The following is a 19,625-nucleotide window of genomic DNA, read 5'->3' as shown; positions in this document are numbered from 1 at the left end:
AAATGACAGACAGCTCTTTATTAATGGCTTATTATGCCGACGATTTTACCGGCTCCACGGATGCGCTTGAGGTGCTGGAGGGGCAGGGCATGAGGACGGTGTTGTTCATTCAGCCTCCTACAAAGGAAAGAATGGATGCCTTTCCGGGCGTTCATTGCGTAGGAGTAGCGGGTACGGCGCGGACGATGAGCCCAAGCGTGATGGAAGAAGAGCTTGCCCCTTTGCTGCTGCAATTAAAGCAGCTGCGCCCGAAAATGCTGCATTACAAAATGTGCTCGACCGCCGATTCTTCCCCTGAGATCGGCAGTATCGGAAAGGTAATTGAGCTCGGGAAAGAACTGTACCGCGATCAGGGGGCAATTCCCGTGCTTGTGGCTGCTCCGCAATTAAAGCGGTATACGGTGTACGGAAATCATTATGCCGGATATCGGGATCAAATTTATCGGCTGGATCGGCATCCTTCCATGTCTACGCACCCTGTCACTCCTATGATGGAGGCCGATTTGCTGCGCCATTTCTCAGAGCAAATGAAGGGGACAATTTCCCTATATTCCGTGACGGAGCTTGAGCTTCCCGCGGATGAGCGGCAAGCACGGTGGGCAAGCTCGCTTCAAAGAGAGAAGCATGCCATCCTGTTCGATGCGATAAACGAGGAGCATACGCGTGCGATTGGCCAGCTCCTCGGCAGTGCCGGAGAACAGCAGCCTATGTTTGCAGTCGGTTCTTCAGGCCTGTCGCTTTCCCTTGCTTCCTATTGGAAGGAAAAATACGCGCTTGAGAGCCGGGTTGAGCAGAGGCTGGAGGCGAAGCAAACGTTGGTGCTGTCCGGCAGCTGTTCTCCGATTACGAATATGCAAATTCATGAGGCTGTTGAAAATGGCTTCCGAAAGCTTAAGGTCGATGTTCTTGAGCTATTGGATGAGAAAAAAAGCGAAGCGGTCTGTGAGCGCTTGCTTCATGAAGTAAAGAAGCTGTGGCGGGAAGGCAGCAGCCTGATCCTATATACCGCAGACGGACCGGAGGACGAGAGCATTATGCTGCTGCATGAGGAGCTGAAGCGGCGCGGCGAAAGGGTTTCAAGCACGGGCCAGCTCATCGGGGGTACTCTGGGCGAAATCGGAAAACGGCTGGTTGAAGGGCTTGGCATCGAACGCCTTGTATTGGCGGGAGGGGACACGTCGGGTTTTGCAGCATTATCTATGGGGATAGATGCACTTGAGCTGGTACAGCGAACGGCACCGGGCGCGCCGCTATGCCGAGGATACTCTCGGGATCGGGCGGTGGATCGGATAGAGATTGCGCTGAAGGGCGGACAGCTTGGACAGCCGGACTATTTCATGAGAGTGGCTTCCGGCGGAAAGTGAGGTTCTTGTATGAATGAGTTGGAAAGTAGAAGGAATGAAATAAAACAGCAGCTGTGCCAATTGGGCCAATATATGCTGAATAGGGAGCTGGCATGGGGCAATTCCGGCAATATTAGCGCTCGCCTTTCTGACAATAAAATGATTATTACAGGATCTGGAACCGATATGGGGCAGTTGTCGCCGCCGGATCTTGTCCAAGTGGACATTGAGTCAAGGGAATGGGAAGGAACATTGAAGCCTTCCAAAGAGATTCCGATGCATGCCGAAATTTACAAGCATCGCCCGGATGCACAAGCCATTCTCCATGCCTCCCCCTTCTGGTCAACCATGATGTCTTGTACGAATATTTCTTACAAGTCTGAGCTCTTCGTAGAGAGCATGTATTATTTGGAGCGCGTTGCCTACGTGGATTATTTTCATCCGGGTTCGCATGAGCTGGGAGCGGCTGTCGGGAAAAAAAGCGAGGATGCCAATATTATCATTTTGAAAAATCACGGCGTAATCGTTTTCGACTCGAGCATTAAGGAAGCCAGAATGGCGCTGGAAACACTGGAAATGGTTAGCCGCATGATTATTACGGCGCAAATAGGCGGTATTTCTCTACAAGCATTGTCTTCCGAAGTTTCGGCGGATTTCTTAAATAACGCAGGATATAAACCGCGTAGAACGTATTAAACAGCAAACAGACAGATGATTGGGGTAGTGATGAAATGATGGGGAGAAAAGTGAAATACAAAGGCGTTATTATTGGCGCTGGCCATTTTTCCGATGTACAGCTGGAAGCTTGGCAATCCGTTAGCGATGCTGAAATGGTGGCGATCTACGACATTGATGCTGCGAAGGCGGATCAGCTTGCCAGCAAATATGAAATGCTGAGTTTTCATGATTTTGACCAGATGATCAGGGAGGTAAACCCGGATTTTATTGATATTTGCACACCGCCTGCTTCGCATTTCGAGTATGTTCGATTTGCTGTAGATTTGGGGCTGCCTGTGCTGTGCCAAAAACCGCTCGCGCCCACCTTATCGGAAAGCGAAGAGCTCGTACGTTATGCAGCAGAACGCAATGTGCCTCTTATGGTGAATGAAAATTGGCGGTGGCAGCCCTGGTATCGCCACATTAAGAGGGTTTTGGAAGAGGGGCAGCTTGGTGAAATTTTTTATGCCAACTTTGCTATGCGCCCAGGAGATGGCTGGGGGGAGAGCCCGTACCCTGTTCAGCCGTATTTCAGGGAGATGGAACGGTTTCTGATGTTCGAGACGGGTATCCACTTTATCGATACTTTCCGGTTTTTATTTGGAGAGATCAGCAGCGTATACTGTCAATCGCGCCGGATTAACCCGGTCATACGCGGCGAAGATTTGTCAATTATGTTCGCGAATTTTTCTAGTGGGATGGTTGCCGTCTATGATGCCAATCGGGTCGCTTATACCCCTATCAATCGTTCCCCGACCTACGGGAATATGGTCATCGAGGGGACGGAAGGCAAGCTTCGCCTTGACGAGGAAGGGAGGATATTTTTAATCAACAGGGGCGGCACTGAAACAGAATTTGTATATGAGATCCCTAGTGGGTATAAGGGAGGCAGCGCAATAGCCACTCAGCGGCACTTTGTAGATTGTCTTGCAGAGGGCAGAGGGTTTGAAACGTCTGGTTCTGATTATTTGACCAATATGAGAATTTTGTTCTCGTGTTACGATTCCATGCAGCATAAAGGAAATGTCGCGTTATAAATGCTGAAGGCTGCAAAACGTATGTTCAACTTAATGGAACTTTTTTTCTTGCGTTGCTGGCGGGGATAGGAATTATGGCGGATATGAATGATTGCCTGCATTGATTTGTATTCATACAAATAAAATAAGTAGTTCTCGATTTATTTTCACCTTAAAAAGACACCATGCGGGGTGTCTTTTCTATTTATATGATACTATTTATGAACGTGCATTAAATAAGAGCAGCTTTGAAAATACATAATCTATCCTTCGGTTTCAAGTATGAACAAGGCTCTAATCATTTTAGCAATGAAGCAATGCTTAAATACATGGTAACAGAGAGAGGGGGAGAACGTATGGATTGGGAAGCCCACATCGAACGGTGGAGCCGGGCCGCAGTTAGACTGCTGGATATTCGGCAGTACAGTGTAGAGAAAGGAACGGTTCCTGAGCGCTTTGTGGCGCATACGGGCTTTTTCGTAGTTACTACCCATGGAGAGGCAAGAGTGAGTCTGTCGGGAACGGTCTATCTCACCCAGCCCCTTCACATTTTGCACGGAGGGAAGGATGCGGAGCTGGATTTTATGCCGCTAGGGAACGACTTTGCCTGCTATTTGCTTCTGTATAAAGCCGAGAGTGAATCGTTGGAGGATGGGGAGAGCTTCCATATACCGTATGCATTCACTCCTTATGCGTCGCTGCCTCTGCAGGAAAAGTGCCAAACCATGCATTACTTATGGCAGCAGGCAACCCCGATGGACAAGTTGCAGGCACAGTCGGTTTTTCTTCCGTTTGTGTATGAGGTTATGCGGCAAATCCGCACGCTGGCCATGGAAAACAGCAGGCCGAACTTGGTAACCGAGGCGATTCACTATATTCAAGAGCATTACAGGGAAGCCATTACTGCCGAGGAATTGGCCGGGATTTACAGCTGCAGCGCGAGCTACTTGTCTCGCTTGTTCAAAAACCAGATTGGAGCCGGCCCGATTGAATATCTGATTCATGTACGCATTCACAAATCAAAGCAGCTTTTGCTGAGATCGGAGGCTCGTATCCAGGAAATAGCTAGCAGCGTTGGCTATGCGGATGTTTATTATTTTAGCCGCTTATTCAAGAAGCATACGGGCTGCTCTCCGCTTCAATTTCGGGAGGACAATCGGCGGGCTGTTCAGAATAATCCATTACGTCTGTTAAAATCGTCTATTGTAACCCCAAAGCTTGTTTCCCATAATGAGAATGAGATTTGTTATCAATGCAATGGGGAAGGGGACACATCCATGTTTAGATTTTCAAGACCCGCGTTCGGAGCAATGCTGCTATTATGCACAGCCTTGCTGCTGAATGCTTGTCAGACTGGCAGCAATACAGGCAGCAATACAGGGGCAGCGGAATCCCAGCCTGCTTCAGCGGGTGTCGCTACAGAAAGCGCAGCTGCAGAAACACGCATTTACGAGCATTTGAAGGGCAAAACAGAAATTCCTGTGAAGCCTCAACGGGTGGTCAGCCTCTTTCATTTGGGTGAGCTGATGGCAATTGGGGTAAAGCCGGTAGGGGCAACCACCTACATTTTGAATAATTCGTTATTAAATGATACTTCCGGTATCGAAGATGTTGGAGTTCCGCCTGATGCGGAGAAGATTCTTTCGCTTGAGCCTGACCTGATTGTTACAACGGCACCGTTCGCAGAGGCAGTAGATGGCGGGTACGAAGCACTGAGCCAGATCGCGCCAACCATTGTTGTCGAACAATATAACGATCCGATTAAGGATGTCGAAATGTTTGGCGATATTCTCGGCAAGCAAGAGGAAGCCAAGCAATGGAATGAAGCATTTGCGACAAAAATAGCCGATTACAAGGAGAAGATTACCCCGTTTATTGGAGCGGATGAAACCTTCTCGATTTTAAATGTACGTCCTGATGCCGTTCTTGTTTATGGAGATACGAATATGGGAGGCAATATTCTTTACAAGTACCTTGGTTTGAAGCCAACCGAAAAAGTGAAAACAGACGTTATTAATGGCGATACGTGGGAAATATCTACCGAGGTCATTCCTGATTTTATAGGCGATCGACTATTGTTGGCTGTAAATGAAGGGGCAGAGGAAGAACTGAAGAAGGTGGAGAAGCTTATTCAAAATTCCCCAGCAGGGAAAGCAGGAAAGATCTACAATATTGATTTCAATCAATTTCTTTTCAGTGATCCGATTTCAGTAGAAAAACAGTTGGACATCATTGTTAACTTGCTGCTTGAAAGCAACAAATAAATGTAGATATAAAAGAACTAGTGCATCTCGATTCTGCCTCAACGGGAGCCGACAAGAACAGGGTTTAGATGAGGTGCTGGACATGATTTTTTAGGAAAACTTCAATACCTGCCCAACCTAAAGCAAATAGTGACTCTTTTCTGTGGAGAGTCACTATTTGCTTTTTGTCATGGTGATCTTCAAATGATCAACTTCTAATGATTAAAATCTGTAGAAATATGTCATTTTAGAGCTTGACAGGAAAGAGGGAATCAAAGTAATTTTATAGAGAAATCCATGGAATAGGTATTCTGGTTAGAGAGGACGAAGTCGAAATGGTTGCTCATTGGTGGCTGGCTCTTATTATTATGGTTGTGTTTAATGGAATTGTAGCTTGGACTTTATTTACAGGACAAGAGCCCGTAAGCCGAAGAGCCAAAAAGTGGCTGTTTATCGTTGCAAATGGTATTGCGCTTGTGCTTGCTGTCTCCCAATTTTTTTGGATGGATTTTTAGAAAATCCACTAACGAGTGTATGGGTTGATGGCTTTTAATTATATTTTTAATAGAGAGCAGCTACAAAATGGTATTTATATTCTTACTTCAGCTCATACTTCGCAAGACTTGTACCCATATCCAGATAAAAGGTAGTTGCATTCAGGAAGCGTATGTTTCTCTCGGCAAACCGCGCTTGTTCCAGGATTAATGAGGTTTGCGTTTTGAGTGTGCGATAATCTACTACGTAGAAGACTGCTTTTGATGGCTTTTCAAATTCAAACCAAGAACCTTTGGACTCGACTCCCCCGAAGGCGATGCTCTGGTTCCCTAGCAGCTGCAGCGTGTATTGGTCAGGCAAGTCATTAAAGGTTCTTGTTGCTACAAGCATATTATTTGTATCATACACGGTAAGTGTGTTTTTATCCTGAACCAGATAATGATTCCCTACGGACATAAACAATCTATCTTTACGATCAGGCTCAGGTGTCGGCATGATACGGCTCCATTTCTTTTTTCCATCAGGTGAATAGCCGTATAAGGTCTCAATTCCAGTCTTTGCATCTAATACCGGAACAAGTAGAGTTCCGCCACTGAGAACATCGAAGTCAGCATGTATATAGCTAAAATAATCCTGCGGGTATTTGGCAGTCGTGATTTTTTTGTTAGCCGAAATAGAATAGATATCTAAAATCGTTGTAGCCCCTACATAGTTAACGGAACCGACATAATTTCCTTGGATGTGGCGTATACTGCCATCGTATTCTCTGTCAAGAAGCTGCTTACCTTCTGTTGAATAAAGAACTAAATGGCTCTTATCTTGAACCGTATCAATAGTGGCTATGCGTCCATCATCTAGCACGTACCAATTAAAAGTATAAGCAAGGGTTTTCGCCCATCGCTGCTTATTGTTTGAATCAAGGGCGACTAGTTTGCTGTAGTTTTTCTTGTCGATTTTTACTTGTTCAACGTAGTATAAGTTCCCTTTACGGTCTATATCGAATGCATTGTACACGTGAGGCGAGTTGCGTATCCATTTTTGCTTTCCCGTCGTATCGTCAAAAGCCATCATCTTGTAAGTGGTTTTGCTTTTTCCTCCGGGGCTATAATTCTGAAACATATATCCAGTACGAGAACCGTTATAATCAGATACAATAGGAAAATATTTTTTTCCTAGAAAGTAATAATTTTTGTCTAAAATAGTTGTTGATGTGTGATCTGGAACCGTTATGGTCCATCGTGGCTCGGGAAGCTCTGTAAAGTCAGCAGCAGATACAGGGTGCGATAAAAATGTTGTCAAAATCGCCATCAAGAAAAACAATTGAATACGTAAAGCGAACGTTCTCATTTAAGTAGAATCCTCCTAATATCGTATGTATTGTATTAGCAATGGTAATTATATCATAGGGTTTGGGGTATGATGTCTTCTCACAAAACTTCCGTTCATGAATCAGACTATGAATAAATAGCGTATTTTTGTTTTCTGCGATATATTTAAAATACGAAAGCTTCTATATACAGACATGGATAGGGGAAACACCAAAATGAACAGCATAGAATCTCTTGAAGCTTTGATTACCATGGTTCCTATCTTTAAAGCGGCAGTTCCTGCGGAATTATCGATTGCTATTTGTGATACAGAAAAATTTATTGCTTATTGGGCTGGCGAAAATATTGATTTGCACATACGTGTTGGCCAACCGTTGCATCACGAGGAACCGCTAATGCATGCGATTCGGAATAATGTAGCGCTAAGGGCAGAAGTTCCTGCTACCTTTTATGGTTTTGAATTTATTGGGACGGCCACACCGCTTCATGATTCCAAAGGCAACGTAATTGGCGGAATAGCAATTCAGCTTCGAAAACAGAGCGAATTAATAGCCATTGCGAACCAAATTTCATTTTCATTATCCCAAGCTAACAATCAGCTCTCGCAAGTTGCGGATAGCTCGCTTACATTGGCTGAATCTGCCCAGCAGCTTCTGTCACTCTCCCATCAGACGGTAGAGCAGGTAGATGAAGCGGGTAAAGTTGTAGCAATTGTCAGAAAAGTAGCGGACCAGACGAATTTATTAGGCATTAATGCGGCGATTGAAGCAGCACATGCAGGGGATCGGGGAAAAGGATTCGGCATTGTAGCGGGCGAGATACGGAAATTGTCCAATGAGACGGTTGCCTCTACAAACGCGATTCAGCATACTTTGAAAACATTCGAAGAGGCGATAAACGGCATGCGTTTATCTATTGAAAGTATGACATCCATCGTGGATCAGCAGGCTGTATCTTCCCGGCAGGTTTTGACCTTTATTGAAGAGGTTCATCGCATGTCGGAGCAGCTTAATCAATTCGCAAAGAAGTTATAACCCATCATCATGAAAAAGAGCAGAGCACCGTAGCGGGTGCTCTTTTTGTTTTCTAATGCTCCGAAGAAGCATGTATCTTTTCAAGGCAAGCCATAGAAGCTTGCTCCTCTTCCCAGCTTCGTTGCGCCGTAATGAACCCACACCCAGAAACGGTCCTCTATCCATTGGGCATCCGGGTACGGATGAGAGGGGGCGTTTTTTCAAAAATGCGACTGATCATAAAATGACGCCAACTTATCATCTTGAATATCCTTTGTCCATTCATATAGGCTGAGAGAGGAAAAGAGAAAAAAGTGGACAATTTGTATCCGTTTACATTATAATCAATTTAATTCCATATTTTGATAGGAGGTGGTTTGGGGCTTTTTCTGAGCAGACGTTTCTAAGAACGGGGAAAAAGCTTGAAGCCTTATTGGCGTGCTAATCTATCAAAAGAAATGGAGGGAGAATGAAATGAAGAAAACATTGTATTCCGCTATTATGTTAACGCTGTTATCAGGATCGATTGCGGGTGCCGCCTGGGCGGATAATTACGAGTCGAATGACACTTTAAGCACAGCGTATAAAATTCCAACGCAAACGGTGGCCACTCCCTATGGCCCATCTTACTGGGGGGGAAGCGCCTGGTCCTATTTATCATCCCCGACAGATGTGGACTACTTTACATTCAGAGGGCATGGCAAATCTGTCGTGCTGGGTTCTCCTTCCGGCTATGATTACGATCTATACGCCTATGACAGTGCAGGGAATTTGGTAGCTTCTTCAACGAATACGTCAGGAACGGATACGGTTCTTGTCGACTACGATAATGTATATTTTAAAGTAATAAGCAAAGATGGACGCTACAGCGATACGGCAGCTTACAGCGTAACCTTTTACAAAAGAGATGTTTGGGTGCCGTGATCATCCATTAATTATAAAATAACGGTAGGCATTATGGACTTGATAGCTCCTGCCTCCGCCAGTAGAAACTCTACAGCCTCCTTGAGGTTGTAGAGTTTTTATTATTTTGAGCAAGCAGCTTGCATACTTTCGCTGCGTCTGTCTCTTTTATAAAAACAAAAAACGACATACTATTTACAAATATGGTATTAATGTATAAAATATCCATAGAAGCGAAAGCTTCATTACGCCGCTTATCCCATATAGTCTGAAAGATTTGGATAGAATGTCCCCACTATTAGTTGATTGAAATTTTATTGGAGGTGGAGTACTTGGCACGTGTGTTAGTTGTGATGATGCCTGCAGAAGGGCATATTAATCCCTCATTGGGATTGATCAAGGAGCTGGTAGAGAACGGCGATGAAGTCGTCTATTGTTGTACGGAGAAATACCGGACGAAGATTGAACAGCCCGGCGTGCAATTTAGAGCTTACTCGTTCAACGAGGCAACCTTGATGAATAACCCTGATATGAAGCCGTTTGAAATCAAGCATCCCTATCAATTTATATATATGATTTTAAAACATATTATTCAGCGATTTATTCCCGATGTTCTGGAGCTGACTGAAAATGAAACCTACGATTATATTATTTTTGACTCCTTAATGGGCTGGGGAGGACAAGTTTTAGGCGAAAAGCTGGGTATACCAACGGTTTGCTCGACGACTACCTTTGTTTTTGTAGAGCTGCTTGGATCGGGCAATAAACTGGACGATGACGATGAGGAGGTCAAGGAGCTTTATAACGGCATCATGGAATTGTCGCAGCAACTAGCTGCCCAGTTTAATGTGGCTGCCCCTTCCTTGGATGAACTTGCCGGACATGCAGGACAATTGAAAATTGTCTATACAAGCCGTTATTTTCAACCAATGGGTGACACGCTGGATGACAGCTTTGTGTTCACTGGCCCATCTATTATATCGCGCAAGGATGCACCGGATTTTTCCTATGAGCCGCTTCATGCTCCGTATAAACAGACGGTTTATATTTCAATGGGAACGATTTTAAATAAAGACCTTGATTTTTATAAGCTCTGCTTTACCGCTTTTCATGATTTGCCTGTACAGTTTATATTATCATCGGGGAAAGATACCGATTTAGAGCCAGTGGCAGATCTCATTCCTGACAATTTCATCATCAGGCCTTATGTTCCCCAACTGGAAGTGCTGCAGCGTGTAGATGCTTTTCTGACACATGCGGGCATGAACAGTACGAGCGAAGCCTTGTATTATAATGTGCCATTGATTATGCTCCCGTTAACCTCGGATCAGCCTCGTGTGGCAAGCCGCGTGAAGGAGCTGGGAGCGGGAGTAATCGTGGATAAAAACAACCTCACGCCCGAGGTGCTGAGGAACGCTGTATTAGAGGTGCTCGGCAATGCCTCCTACCGGGAGCAGGCTGGCGTGATTGGCGAAACGCTGCGCGAGGCTGGCGGGTATAAGCAGGCTGCTGCTGCCATTGGGAGCTTTTTGGGCAGTCGGCGGTTATCGACCACGGCCAGCTCTTCGCTTGAATAAAGAAAGCTATTAAAAGAGCACAGTATCAGGTGCTCTTTTTTGCGTTTTAATGGATGTTAATAGTAATTTAGGAGGAGCCTTAGGTGAAATCCAAATCACCACTACAATTCAGGAATATTTTACTATAAACACTCCGTTTTATATGGTAAAGTGAGTATCGGCTACCATTTCCATTCAAAGGAAAGGCAGCAGGTTATAAACCCATCATGTCTTACGAAAACGGAGTGAGAGAGTATGAATTTTAAAAAAATAATTTTGCTGTTCATGGTTTATATTATGTTTGCCGGCGGGCTGGACTCTTGGACAGGGACGGCGAATGCTTATACCCCGTTTGAATATCGGCAAAACGACTACCTCGTTAATATTTTGGAAGATGGAGACGGACAAAACCGCGTATTTAAATTCGAGACCCCCAATAAAATTACGGCCAGTAATACCAAGCTGCGTCTGTTTATTAATGCCAGAGAAATTGAACCTGAGGAATATACGGTTGATTATACTAACTATGCGATAACCATTAACAAAGCACCTGATCCGGGAGCGGAGCTTTCAATAAAATACTTAATCATTCCCACCTTTGAATGGGAAGAAGGGATTTCGGGCGGATCTTATATAGGAAATGCTCTTTCCTATGGGGATAATTCAACAAGGGTATTTAAACTAACTACAAAATATGTGATTAATTCGAGTAAAAAAGTCGTTCTCAAAATAGATGGAAACCAGGTTCCCAACTCGGAGTTCACTTTTAACCATGAGAATTATACCATTACCATATTAGCAAAACGCCGGGCACCTAGAGCTGATGAGGCAATATACTTTTATTTCCCGGAGACTTCTATTGCGGGTACCCAATCATCCTCTGGTGGGACGATAGAGGAGCCAATATCTGGCGGGACAACAGAGCAGCCTGCTTCTGGAGGGACGACGGTGAGTCCTCCATCTGGAGAAACAGGGGAGAGTCCTGTTTCGGGAGGTGCTGGATCTACAGGTACAGAGGAAGAACCGGAATTTCAATTGCTTGGAGGCGAAAGCTATCCTGGCTCTATTACGCTGAACAAAAACTACACGCTTACGGTTAAAATAACCATTCAGGCTAAACAGCCAGCCTACACTTCCTATCTTATGGTCAAAAATGCAAGTGGAGAGGTCGTTAGGCGAATCAGAATTAAAGCAGGCAGTACTTCAACCTATTCACTGAAGAAGATCGGACTGCCTTCAGGCGGTTATTATGTTTATTTGAAAACCAATAATCAATCAGGCGGATTGGCAGCTTCTCTGCCTATATTCGTTCCGATTAACAATGAAGCTAAACAGATTAAAGTGTTTATTTCAGGATATATGCAAGCGTATGCTCAAGCTCCGGTGAATACAAATGGGAATGTACTCGTTCCGTTTAGGTCCATTTTTGAATCGCTGGGAGCAAAAGTGGAATGGGACAGCGCCACTCAAACCGTTACGGCAACGAAAGAAGGAAAAACCATCGTATTAACGATTGGCTCCAACATTGCCTATGTGAACGGTGTGGCGATAACTTTGAGCGCAGCACCGCAATTAATCAATGGAACCACAATGGTTCCTGTTCGATTCGTTAGCGAGGCACTAGGCGGATTGGTAGAGTGGAACGTGGCAGCTAATTCAGTTGTTGTATTTCAGAGTGAGCCGATCATCCCTACAACTGTAGAAAGCGAGAAGGAAGCAGAATCTGAAGCGAATAGTTCTTCGCCTATTTTAACAAAAATATCGAAAGGCATTACCGCTCCTACGGATATTGTTTTTGTCATAGATGTTACAGGCAGTATGGGAGGAGTCATCGATTATATAAAAGAAACGGTTAAAAGTTTTGTGGATTCCGTCCCAGCCGGCTCCAATTTTGCGATAGTTGCTTATAGGGATATTAATTATGTTGATCAAAACAAAAACCTGGAATTTTATTCATTTACCAACAATAAAAACGCGTTAAAGACTAATTTAGATCAATTAAAAGCCGCCGGAGGAGGAGATGAGCCCGAGTCGGGACTTGATGCTATTCATATGGCAATGAGCAAGCTATCGGGCAAAACGAATGCCAAAAGGATCATTTTTATAACCGATGCCTCTGTTCATGATAAAGGCACTGCTCCAGCAAAATCTGGCTTCACGCTTAAACAGGTAATTGCCGAGCTAAAAACGAATAAGGTTGTGCTGGATGCAATCGCTCCAAAAAGCGGATCAGCCTATAAGCAAATTATCCAGCTTGTGAATAGTAATAAGGGCAAGCTGTACGATATCGATGATGCTAGTACTTTGCTGTTAAACAAATAAGTTTTATTCCATATTTGGGCTTGATGGTTGATTCCAAACAAACAATTGTAGCGGCAAGAGGTGCGCAGCCTACTTGGAACTGCCATACTTGATGAGGCAGCGTGTAAGAGCTGTTCTACACCTTTTTGCGAGGTTCAAATAAACGGAAAAATGATATAATAATAACGAATGGAGCTGATGCCGATGGATTTGTTGGACCCGCGTGTGGATTTTGTATTCAAACGGATATTTGGAAGTGAAAACAATAAAGATGTGTTGTTAGCTTTTTTGAACAGTATTTTTATTGAAGCTGGAGAAACTCCGCTGACTGAGATTATTCTTATGAACCCGTATACGGATAAAGACGATCCACTCGATAAACAGTCCATTTTTGATGTTTATGCCAAGACCTCGGAAGGCAAACTGATAGATATTGAGATGCAGCTTTTCAATAAGTATGACATAGAGAAACGAACCCTGTTTTATTGGAGCAAACGGTATGCGAGTCAACTCAGTGAGGGCGATAAATATCCGGAGCTTAAGAAATGCGTGACGATCAATATTTTAAACTATTCGTTCCTGAAGAATGATCAATACCATAATGTGTTTCATCTGCGTGAAGATAAGACAGGGATAGCCTTAATAGATGATATTGAGGTTCATTTCTTAGAGCTGCCAAAGCTGAGTGAGCGTATCATTCCATCAGAGGGCGGGTTGATTAATTGGCTGCTGTTTTTGAAAGGGGCCCATACATCACAATGGGAGGTGCTGAAAATGAATGAGCCGGGGTTGGAGAAGGCCATGGATACGCTGCAATATTTGAGCCAGGATTCAGAAGCCAGACGATTATACGAAGCCAGACAGAAGTACTTGCATGATGAAGCATCCATGATGGAAAGTGCGATGAAAGCAGGCATGAAGGCAGGCATGAAGGCAGGCATGGAGGCAGGTATAAGAGAAGTAGCGGAGAATATGCTAAGCCTTAATTTAGATATAGCAACGATATCCAAAGCTACGGGTTTAACGGAGCAGGAGATTGCAAATCTAAAAAAGTAAATAAAGATTGTTCTTGAAGGCTGTTTCCCTAGTTTAAGATTTTGAGTCTAATTCAACATGAAAAATGACGTGCGCATCCTTTTGGGTGCGCACTATTTGTATTTGCCCGAGCATATAAAAAGGGGAATAAGAAGATAAGGCCTCCCGCGAATTTAAAACGGGTTCCTCAAACAATTAATGACTTCTAATTGACGTTTACAGTGTAACCTATTAGACTGATGGTACATAACGATTATTTAATTTTACATAACAAAAATAACAAAACAATAAGTGTTTTGCGTTAAACAGCTATCACTAATTTTAGTGCGCTAAAGGTGTTGCATGGACAGTTCCGAAAGAGCCGGTACCAACCTATCCAACGTCACTGCTTAATAACAATAGTGGCATTGATGGATAATTTCCTCTCGTGGAGCGATGAATTATATGTCACGTATACGTGGGAAAGGGATCGAATCGCTTTTTGGAAGCTGGCTTTGCATAGAGCTTGACCAAGGCGACTGAAGTGAATGACCAGTGTGACAAAGAAAGGCGGTGGTTTAATGATGGATAGGCGGCCTTTGTTAGAAGTAATTGCAGTGGATGAGGCTGACGCGAGAGCGGCAGAAGCGGGTGGTGCAGATCGCATTGAGCTGGTTTGCGCGATGTCGGAAGGCGGGCTCACGCCTAGCTTCGGTATTATCGAGCAAGTAGTTTCCAGTGTTTCGATTCCAGTGTACGTCATGATCCGTCCGCATAGCCGATCGTTCTGCTACAATGACGGCGACAGGAAGGCGATGAAAAAAGATATTCATATAGCTCGCGAGTTGGGAGCATCCGGCATCGTTATAGGCGCTTTGACCGATAAGGGCGAAGCGGATCTAGCGCTGCTGCAGGAATGCTTGGCTGAAGCTCAACGGTTAGGCGTTACTTTTCACCGGGCGATTGATGAGAGTGCTAGCCTGGCCCGAACGTTAGACGCCATAAGCGCGTTTCCCCAGATTGAAAGGATACTCACATCGGGTGGCAAGAGCACCGCTTTAGAGGCAGCGAACGAATTAAAGGAACTATCCACACGAGGTGGGGAACGCAACGTTTCAGTTATGGCTGGAGCTGGGTTGATTATAGATAAAATCCATCCTTTCGTCCTGCATACGAGCGTTACGGAATTGCATTTTGGCTCAGGAGTGCGCCGCGAGAGCAGCTTTTACTCTCCTGTTGACACTAATTTAGTAGCAAAAGCAAAGCAGCACCTTGTTGACGCAGCAAAAGTGCTTCACAACTTTTAATCCCCTAATCATAGAACAAGAGGTGGCCCGGTTATGCAGATTATGGCACCACATTTGGTAGAGGAATATAGAGGCGGCACGCTTGAAAATATTCATCATGGTCATATATGCGGAATTGATGATCAGGGCGAGGTCATTTATAGTGTAGGCGACCCGGAATGGGTGACCTACATGCGCTCTGCGGCCAAGCCTTTTCAGGCAATTCCTGCCTTTATGCATGGCGTTCCTGATATTTACAGCTTGACGGATCCAGAAAAAACACTGATGACAGCCTCGCACCGCGCTGAGCCTTATCAGGTAGAAGCGCTGGAAGCGATGCTTTCCAAAATAGGAATAGAGGAACGTTGTCTAATTTGCTCCGAAACGTATCCTTTAAGCATGCAGGCCCGTGATGCGCTCCTGCTCCATAGCCAGCCGCCGCGTCGTCTGTATCACAATTGCTCAGGCAAGCATTTAGGCGTGCTCGCGTTATGCCAAGCAAAGGGATATCCACTAGAGGGATATGCGGACCCGGAGCACCCTGCGCAAAGAGAGATTTTACAGACAATCGCTGAATTCTCAGGGGCAAAAAAAGAAGAAATCCAGCTGGGCACGGATGGCTGCGGTTTTCCGGTGTTTGCGCTGCCTCTGCGGCAAATAGCGGCCATGTTCCTAAAGCTTGCTTGCCCGGATTTGCTGGAGGATCAGCGAACGCGAGAGGCAGCTGGGCAAGTGGGGAGGCTGATGAATGAAAATCATAATATGGTTTCGGCCCCTTGGTTCATATGCTCCAATCTGTTAAAGGATGACAATATCGTGGCGAAGGGCGGTGCCAAAGGCATCTATGGGTTCGCGCTTCGCAAGGAACGAGTAGCGTTCGCTTTGAAGGTGCTGGACGGCTCTGAGGAGGAGTGGGCGCTCATTATTGCATCCATTTTGGAGCAGATAAATTATAGCAATCGCGTTACAATTGACTTCATGTACCAGCTTGCGTCGCGGGAGCTTAAAAACGACAGCGGCCTTCTAGTAGGCGTCAATAAAGCGGTATTTCAACTGAATCGAGTCGAGAGAGGTAGGCGGTCCCAATGAACCAAGCGCAATGGGTAAAATCGGCGGCAAGCGTGTCGCCATCAGAACGTCAGCTTAAATGGCAGTCACTGGAGTTTTATGCGTTTATTCATTTTACGGTAAACACCTTTACGGATCAGGAATGGGGCCTCGGCAATGAGGACCCGGTCATTTTTGACCCGACGGAGCTTAATGCTGATCAATGGGTAGAGGCTTGCAAATCCGCTGGGATGAGGGGGCTAATTTTAACCTGCAAGCATCACGACGGTTTCTGCCTATGGCCTAGCAAGTATACGGATCATACGGTAGCGGCAAGTCCTTGGAAAAAGGGCTCCGGCGATTTAGTGCGGGAAGTAGCCGAGGCATGCCGAAAGGGAGGAATCCAGTTCGGTGTCTATTTGTCGCCATGGGACCGGCATGAAGCCTCCTATGGAGATTCGGAGCGTTATAATGAATTTTTCAAAAATCAGCTCAGAGAGCTGTTGACGAATTATGGAGATATTTTTTGCGTGTGGTTTGACGGTGCATGCGGGGAAGGGCCTAATGGCAAAAGGCAGGTGTATGATTGGGACGGCTATTATGCGGTCATTCGCGAGCTGCAGCCCAATGCTGTTATTTCCGTTTGCGGCCCTGATGTGCGCTGGTGCGGCAATGAAGCAGGGCATACAAGGGCTTCGGAATGGAGCGTCGTCCCGGCCCATCTGCAGGATAATGAAAAAATTCAAGAGCAATCGCAGCAAGCGGATGATCGCGAGTTTGCGACCCGAATTAATTCGCAGGAAAGTGATCTAGGCAGCAGAGAGATCGTTAAACAGTACGACGAATTAATCTGGTACCCAGCGGAAGTGAATACATCGATTCGTCCCGGCTGGTTTTATCATGAAGCTGAGGATGATCAGGTGAAATCGCTGGAAGAGCTTCTGGGCATTTATAATGGCGCCGTTGGCGGGAATGCGACCTTCCTGCTGAATCTTCCGCCGGATAAGCGCGGTCTTGTTCATGAGCATGATATAGAGCGCTTACAGCAGCTGGGCGATGCTTTGCGCAGCACCTTTGCGCATAATTTGGCAGCACAAGAGCAGGTGGAAATACGAGCATCGGAAACCAAGGACGACAATCACGCGGCATCGCAGCTGTTGAACGATGATTCGGATGCGTTCTGGTGTCCTCGCGAAGGGACGGAGCAAGCTTGGATTGAGCTGGATTTGCAGGAAGAGCAGCGCTTTGACCGAATTGTGCTCAAGGAGCATATTAAGACGGGACAACGAATTGAACGTTTTCAGGTGGAATACCTTGATGGGGAAGACTGGAAGCTTTTATATGAAGGAACGGTTGTTGGCTATAAGCGCATTTGCTGCTTCGAACCGGTAACCGCGAGGAAAATTCGTCTCACCGTGCAAGAATCGAGATGGTGTCCTACTTTGTCTGGGCTGGGTGTTCATTTGAGCAATCAAGGGGAGGCTGTTTAATGGCGATTTTTGAATGCAGGCAATCTCAGTTTTTTTATGACGAAAAACCGATACAGCTTTTATCAGGAGCTCTGCATTATTTTAGAATCGTCCCCGAATATTGGAGCGATCGGCTGCAAAAGCTGAAAGCTTGCGGCTTCAATACCGTAGAAACCTATGTGCCGTGGAATTTTCATGAGCCCAAGCCAGGGAAGTTCCGTTTTGATGGCATGGCGGATTTAGAGCGCTTTATTCAGACAGCAGGGGAGATGGGTTTGCTCGTAATTGTGCGAGCAAGCCCCTTCATTTGCGCGGAATGGGAGTTTGGCGGTTTGCCTGCATGGCTGCTGGCGGATGACGAGGTTAAGCTTCGCTGCTATAACGAGAAATTTCTGGAGCGGGTAGACGCTTATTACGATGTGCTGCTGCCCAAATTACAGCCGCTCCTATGTACAAACGGCGGGCCAATTATTGCGCTGCAAATTGAAAATGAATACGGAAGCTATGGCAACGACGCCAGCTATTTGGAATATTTGCGCCAAGCTATGGTTCGCCGCGGGATGAATGTATTGCTGTTCACCTCTGATGGGCCGACTGACTCTATGCTGCAAGGCGGATCGGTGCCGGGACAGCTTTCTAGTGTGAATTTTGGCTCCGGCGTGAAGGGGGCCTTTTCGAAGTTGCGTGAATATCAGGCAGATCAGCCTGTCATGTGCATGGAATATTGGATTGGCTGGTTCGATCATTGGGGAGAGCAGCACCATACTAGAGATGCAGGCGATGTGGCGAGCGTATTCGAGGAAATGCTGGAGGAGAAGGGTTCGGTCAACTTCTACATGTTCCATGGCGGAACGAACTTCGGTTTTTATAATGGCGCGAACTGCCAGCAGAAGGATCAATACGAGCCGACGATTACGAGCTATGATTATGATTCGCTCTTAAGCGAATCGGGTGATCTGACAGATAAATTTTATACGGTGCGGGCTGTCATCGACCGCTATATGAAGCTTGGGGAGCTCAAGCTGCCAGAGCCTATTGGCAGAAGGGCATACGGCCAGGTGGCAATGGCGGAGCAGGCAGCCTTGTTCTCGCAAATAGATCGGCTGTCTGCTCCGATTCGCCGAACGAATCCTGAACCGATGGAGAAGCTGGGCCAGGATTATGGCTTCATTTTATACCAGACAACGATATCGGGGCCGCGGGAGAAACAGGAGCTTGTCGTGCAGGAGGTGCGTGATCGTGCGCTAGTATTTGTGGATGGAAAGCTGGCAGGCGTGCTGGAACGCGGCAATCAGGAGCAGACGGTGTCATTCGAGGTGCCGGCAGAAGGGGCTGAAATTGCGATTCTCGTTGAAAATATGGGGCGGATCAATTATGGGCCATATCTTAGAGACCCGAAGGGCATTACGGAGGGCGTCCGCTTTGGCTTTCAATTTTTATATGACTGGACGATTCATTGTCTGCCGCTTGATGATTTGTCGCCTTTGCAATTTGCGGCTGAGATCACCGATGCCTTCGCTAGCACTAATTCCAGCTCTAGTGACAACGCTAGTACCAGCACTAATACCAGTAACAGCACTGCCGCTGCGCAGGCTTCCCCTGCTTTTTACCGTGGGACTTTTCAGGCAGACGATTTGCAGGATACATTCCTGCGGCTGGAGGGCTGGACGAAGGGCGTTGCCTTCATTAATGGATTCAATTTAGGGAGGTATTGGGACAAAGGGCCGCAGCAAACGCTGTATGTGCCAGCACCGCTTTTACGCCAGGGTGAAAATGCCATTGTTCTATTCGAGCTGCATGGAACGGCCAATCGGAGCGTAACGTTTGTAGATACCCCGGATTTGGGCGGCTAGACTGGAAAATAGAATAGTAGACGATTATTGCGAATTGTGAA

At 45.9% G+C, this 19,625-nt stretch carries 15 protein-coding genes and 1 pseudogene; 14 read left to right on the top strand and 2 right to left on the bottom strand.

From position 1 onward, the window contains the following. Window positions 1-2: 2 nt before the first annotated feature. From BBD42_RS07395 to BBD42_RS07375, 5 genes are all read left to right on the top strand, one after another. On the top strand, window positions 3-1,364 hold the full coding sequence (locus BBD42_RS07395; protein WP_099517666.1) for a four-carbon acid sugar kinase family protein: 1,362 nt from the start codon (window positions 3-5) through the stop codon (window positions 1,362-1,364). 9 nt (window positions 1,365-1,373) lie between these two features. Beyond that, window positions 1,374-2,039, top strand: coding sequence for a class II aldolase/adducin family protein (locus BBD42_RS07390; protein ID WP_099517665.1), 666 nt, complete (start codon window positions 1,374-1,376; stop codon window positions 2,037-2,039). Window positions 2,040-2,074: 35 nt separating this feature from the next. Beyond that, window positions 2,075-3,097, top strand: a complete 1,023-nt coding sequence (locus BBD42_RS07385) for a Gfo/Idh/MocA family protein (protein WP_099517664.1) — start codon at window positions 2,075-2,077, stop codon at window positions 3,095-3,097. 335 nt (window positions 3,098-3,432) lie between these two features. After that, window positions 3,433-5,340 (top strand): helix-turn-helix domain-containing protein, encoded by a 1,908-nt coding sequence (locus BBD42_RS07380; RefSeq protein ID WP_172455423.1) that lies wholly within the window; start codon window positions 3,433-3,435, stop codon window positions 5,338-5,340. Between the two features lie 314 nt (window positions 5,341-5,654). Next, the gene (locus BBD42_RS07375) at window positions 5,655-5,834 is read left to right on the top strand and encodes a hypothetical protein (RefSeq protein WP_099517662.1); all 180 of its coding nucleotides are present in this window, start codon (window positions 5,655-5,657) and stop codon (window positions 5,832-5,834) included. A gap of 82 nt (window positions 5,835-5,916) precedes the next feature. On the opposite strand, the gene BBD42_RS07370 is transcribed toward BBD42_RS07375, so the two are convergent. Continuing rightward, window positions 5,917-7,161 (bottom strand): hypothetical protein, encoded by a 1,245-nt coding sequence (locus tag BBD42_RS07370; RefSeq protein WP_099517661.1) that lies wholly within the window; start codon window positions 7,159-7,161, stop codon window positions 5,917-5,919. 196 nt (window positions 7,162-7,357) lie between these two features. Between BBD42_RS07370 and BBD42_RS07365 the strand changes: the two genes are divergently transcribed. Then, entirely contained in the window at window positions 7,358-8,176 is an 819-nt protein-coding gene (locus BBD42_RS07365; protein ID WP_099517660.1) for a methyl-accepting chemotaxis protein, read from the top strand. Window positions 8,177-8,271: 95 nt separating this feature from the next. Here the strand turns inward: BBD42_RS07365 and BBD42_RS32170 are convergent. Then, window positions 8,272-8,364 (bottom strand): annotated as a pseudogene (locus BBD42_RS32170) (oxalate:formate antiporter); the annotation flags it as partial. A gap of 265 nt (window positions 8,365-8,629) precedes the next feature. Here BBD42_RS32170 and BBD42_RS07355 point away from each other — a divergent pair. The 8 genes from BBD42_RS07355 (at window position 8,630) to BBD42_RS07320 (ending at window position 19,584) form a co-directional block, all read left to right on the top strand. Next, complete coding sequence (locus BBD42_RS07355) at window positions 8,630-9,079, top strand: hypothetical protein (RefSeq protein WP_056032426.1); 450 nt, start codon at window positions 8,630-8,632, stop codon at window positions 9,077-9,079. Between the two features lie 311 nt (window positions 9,080-9,390). Then, the gene (locus tag BBD42_RS07350) at window positions 9,391-10,635 is read left to right on the top strand and encodes a macrolide family glycosyltransferase (protein ID WP_099517659.1); all 1,245 of its coding nucleotides are present in this window, start codon (window positions 9,391-9,393) and stop codon (window positions 10,633-10,635) included. Window positions 10,636-10,869: 234 nt separating this feature from the next. Further along, complete coding sequence (locus tag BBD42_RS07345; RefSeq protein WP_099517658.1) at window positions 10,870-12,936, top strand: stalk domain-containing protein; 2,067 nt, start codon at window positions 10,870-10,872, stop codon at window positions 12,934-12,936. Between the two features lie 183 nt (window positions 12,937-13,119). Further along, window positions 13,120-13,971 (top strand): Rpn family recombination-promoting nuclease/putative transposase, encoded by an 852-nt coding sequence (locus tag BBD42_RS07340; protein ID WP_237163408.1) that lies wholly within the window; start codon window positions 13,120-13,122, stop codon window positions 13,969-13,971. Window positions 13,972-14,477: 506 nt separating this feature from the next. After that, window positions 14,478-15,236: a copper homeostasis protein CutC gene (locus tag BBD42_RS07335; protein WP_237163406.1), complete on the top strand. Its 759-nt coding sequence runs from the start codon at window positions 14,478-14,480 to the stop codon at window positions 15,234-15,236. A gap of 33 nt (window positions 15,237-15,269) precedes the next feature. Next, a complete protein-coding gene (locus BBD42_RS07330) occupies window positions 15,270-16,304 on the top strand; it encodes an asparaginase (RefSeq protein ID WP_237163405.1) in 1,035 nt (344 codons plus the stop codon). Continuing rightward, window positions 16,301-17,752 carry an alpha-L-fucosidase gene (locus BBD42_RS07325; RefSeq protein ID WP_099517656.1) on the top strand — a complete coding sequence of 484 codons (1,452 nt, stop codon included), beginning with the start codon at window positions 16,301-16,303 and terminating at the stop codon, window positions 17,750-17,752. The genes BBD42_RS07330 and BBD42_RS07325 overlap by 4 nt, the downstream gene beginning before the upstream one ends. Continuing rightward, the gene (locus tag BBD42_RS07320) at window positions 17,752-19,584 is read left to right on the top strand and encodes a glycoside hydrolase family 35 protein (RefSeq protein WP_099517655.1); all 1,833 of its coding nucleotides are present in this window, start codon (window positions 17,752-17,754) and stop codon (window positions 19,582-19,584) included. Before BBD42_RS07325 ends, BBD42_RS07320 begins: the two co-directional genes overlap by 1 nt. The last annotated feature ends 41 nt before the right edge of the window (window positions 19,585-19,625 follow it).

The sequence above is a fragment of the Paenibacillus sp. BIHB 4019 genome, from assembly GCF_002741035.1.
Classification (GTDB): domain Bacteria; phylum Bacillota; class Bacilli; order Paenibacillales; family Paenibacillaceae; genus Pristimantibacillus.
Note: the sequence above shows the minus strand (reverse complement) of the source record. Positions and strands in the feature narration are given on the sequence as shown.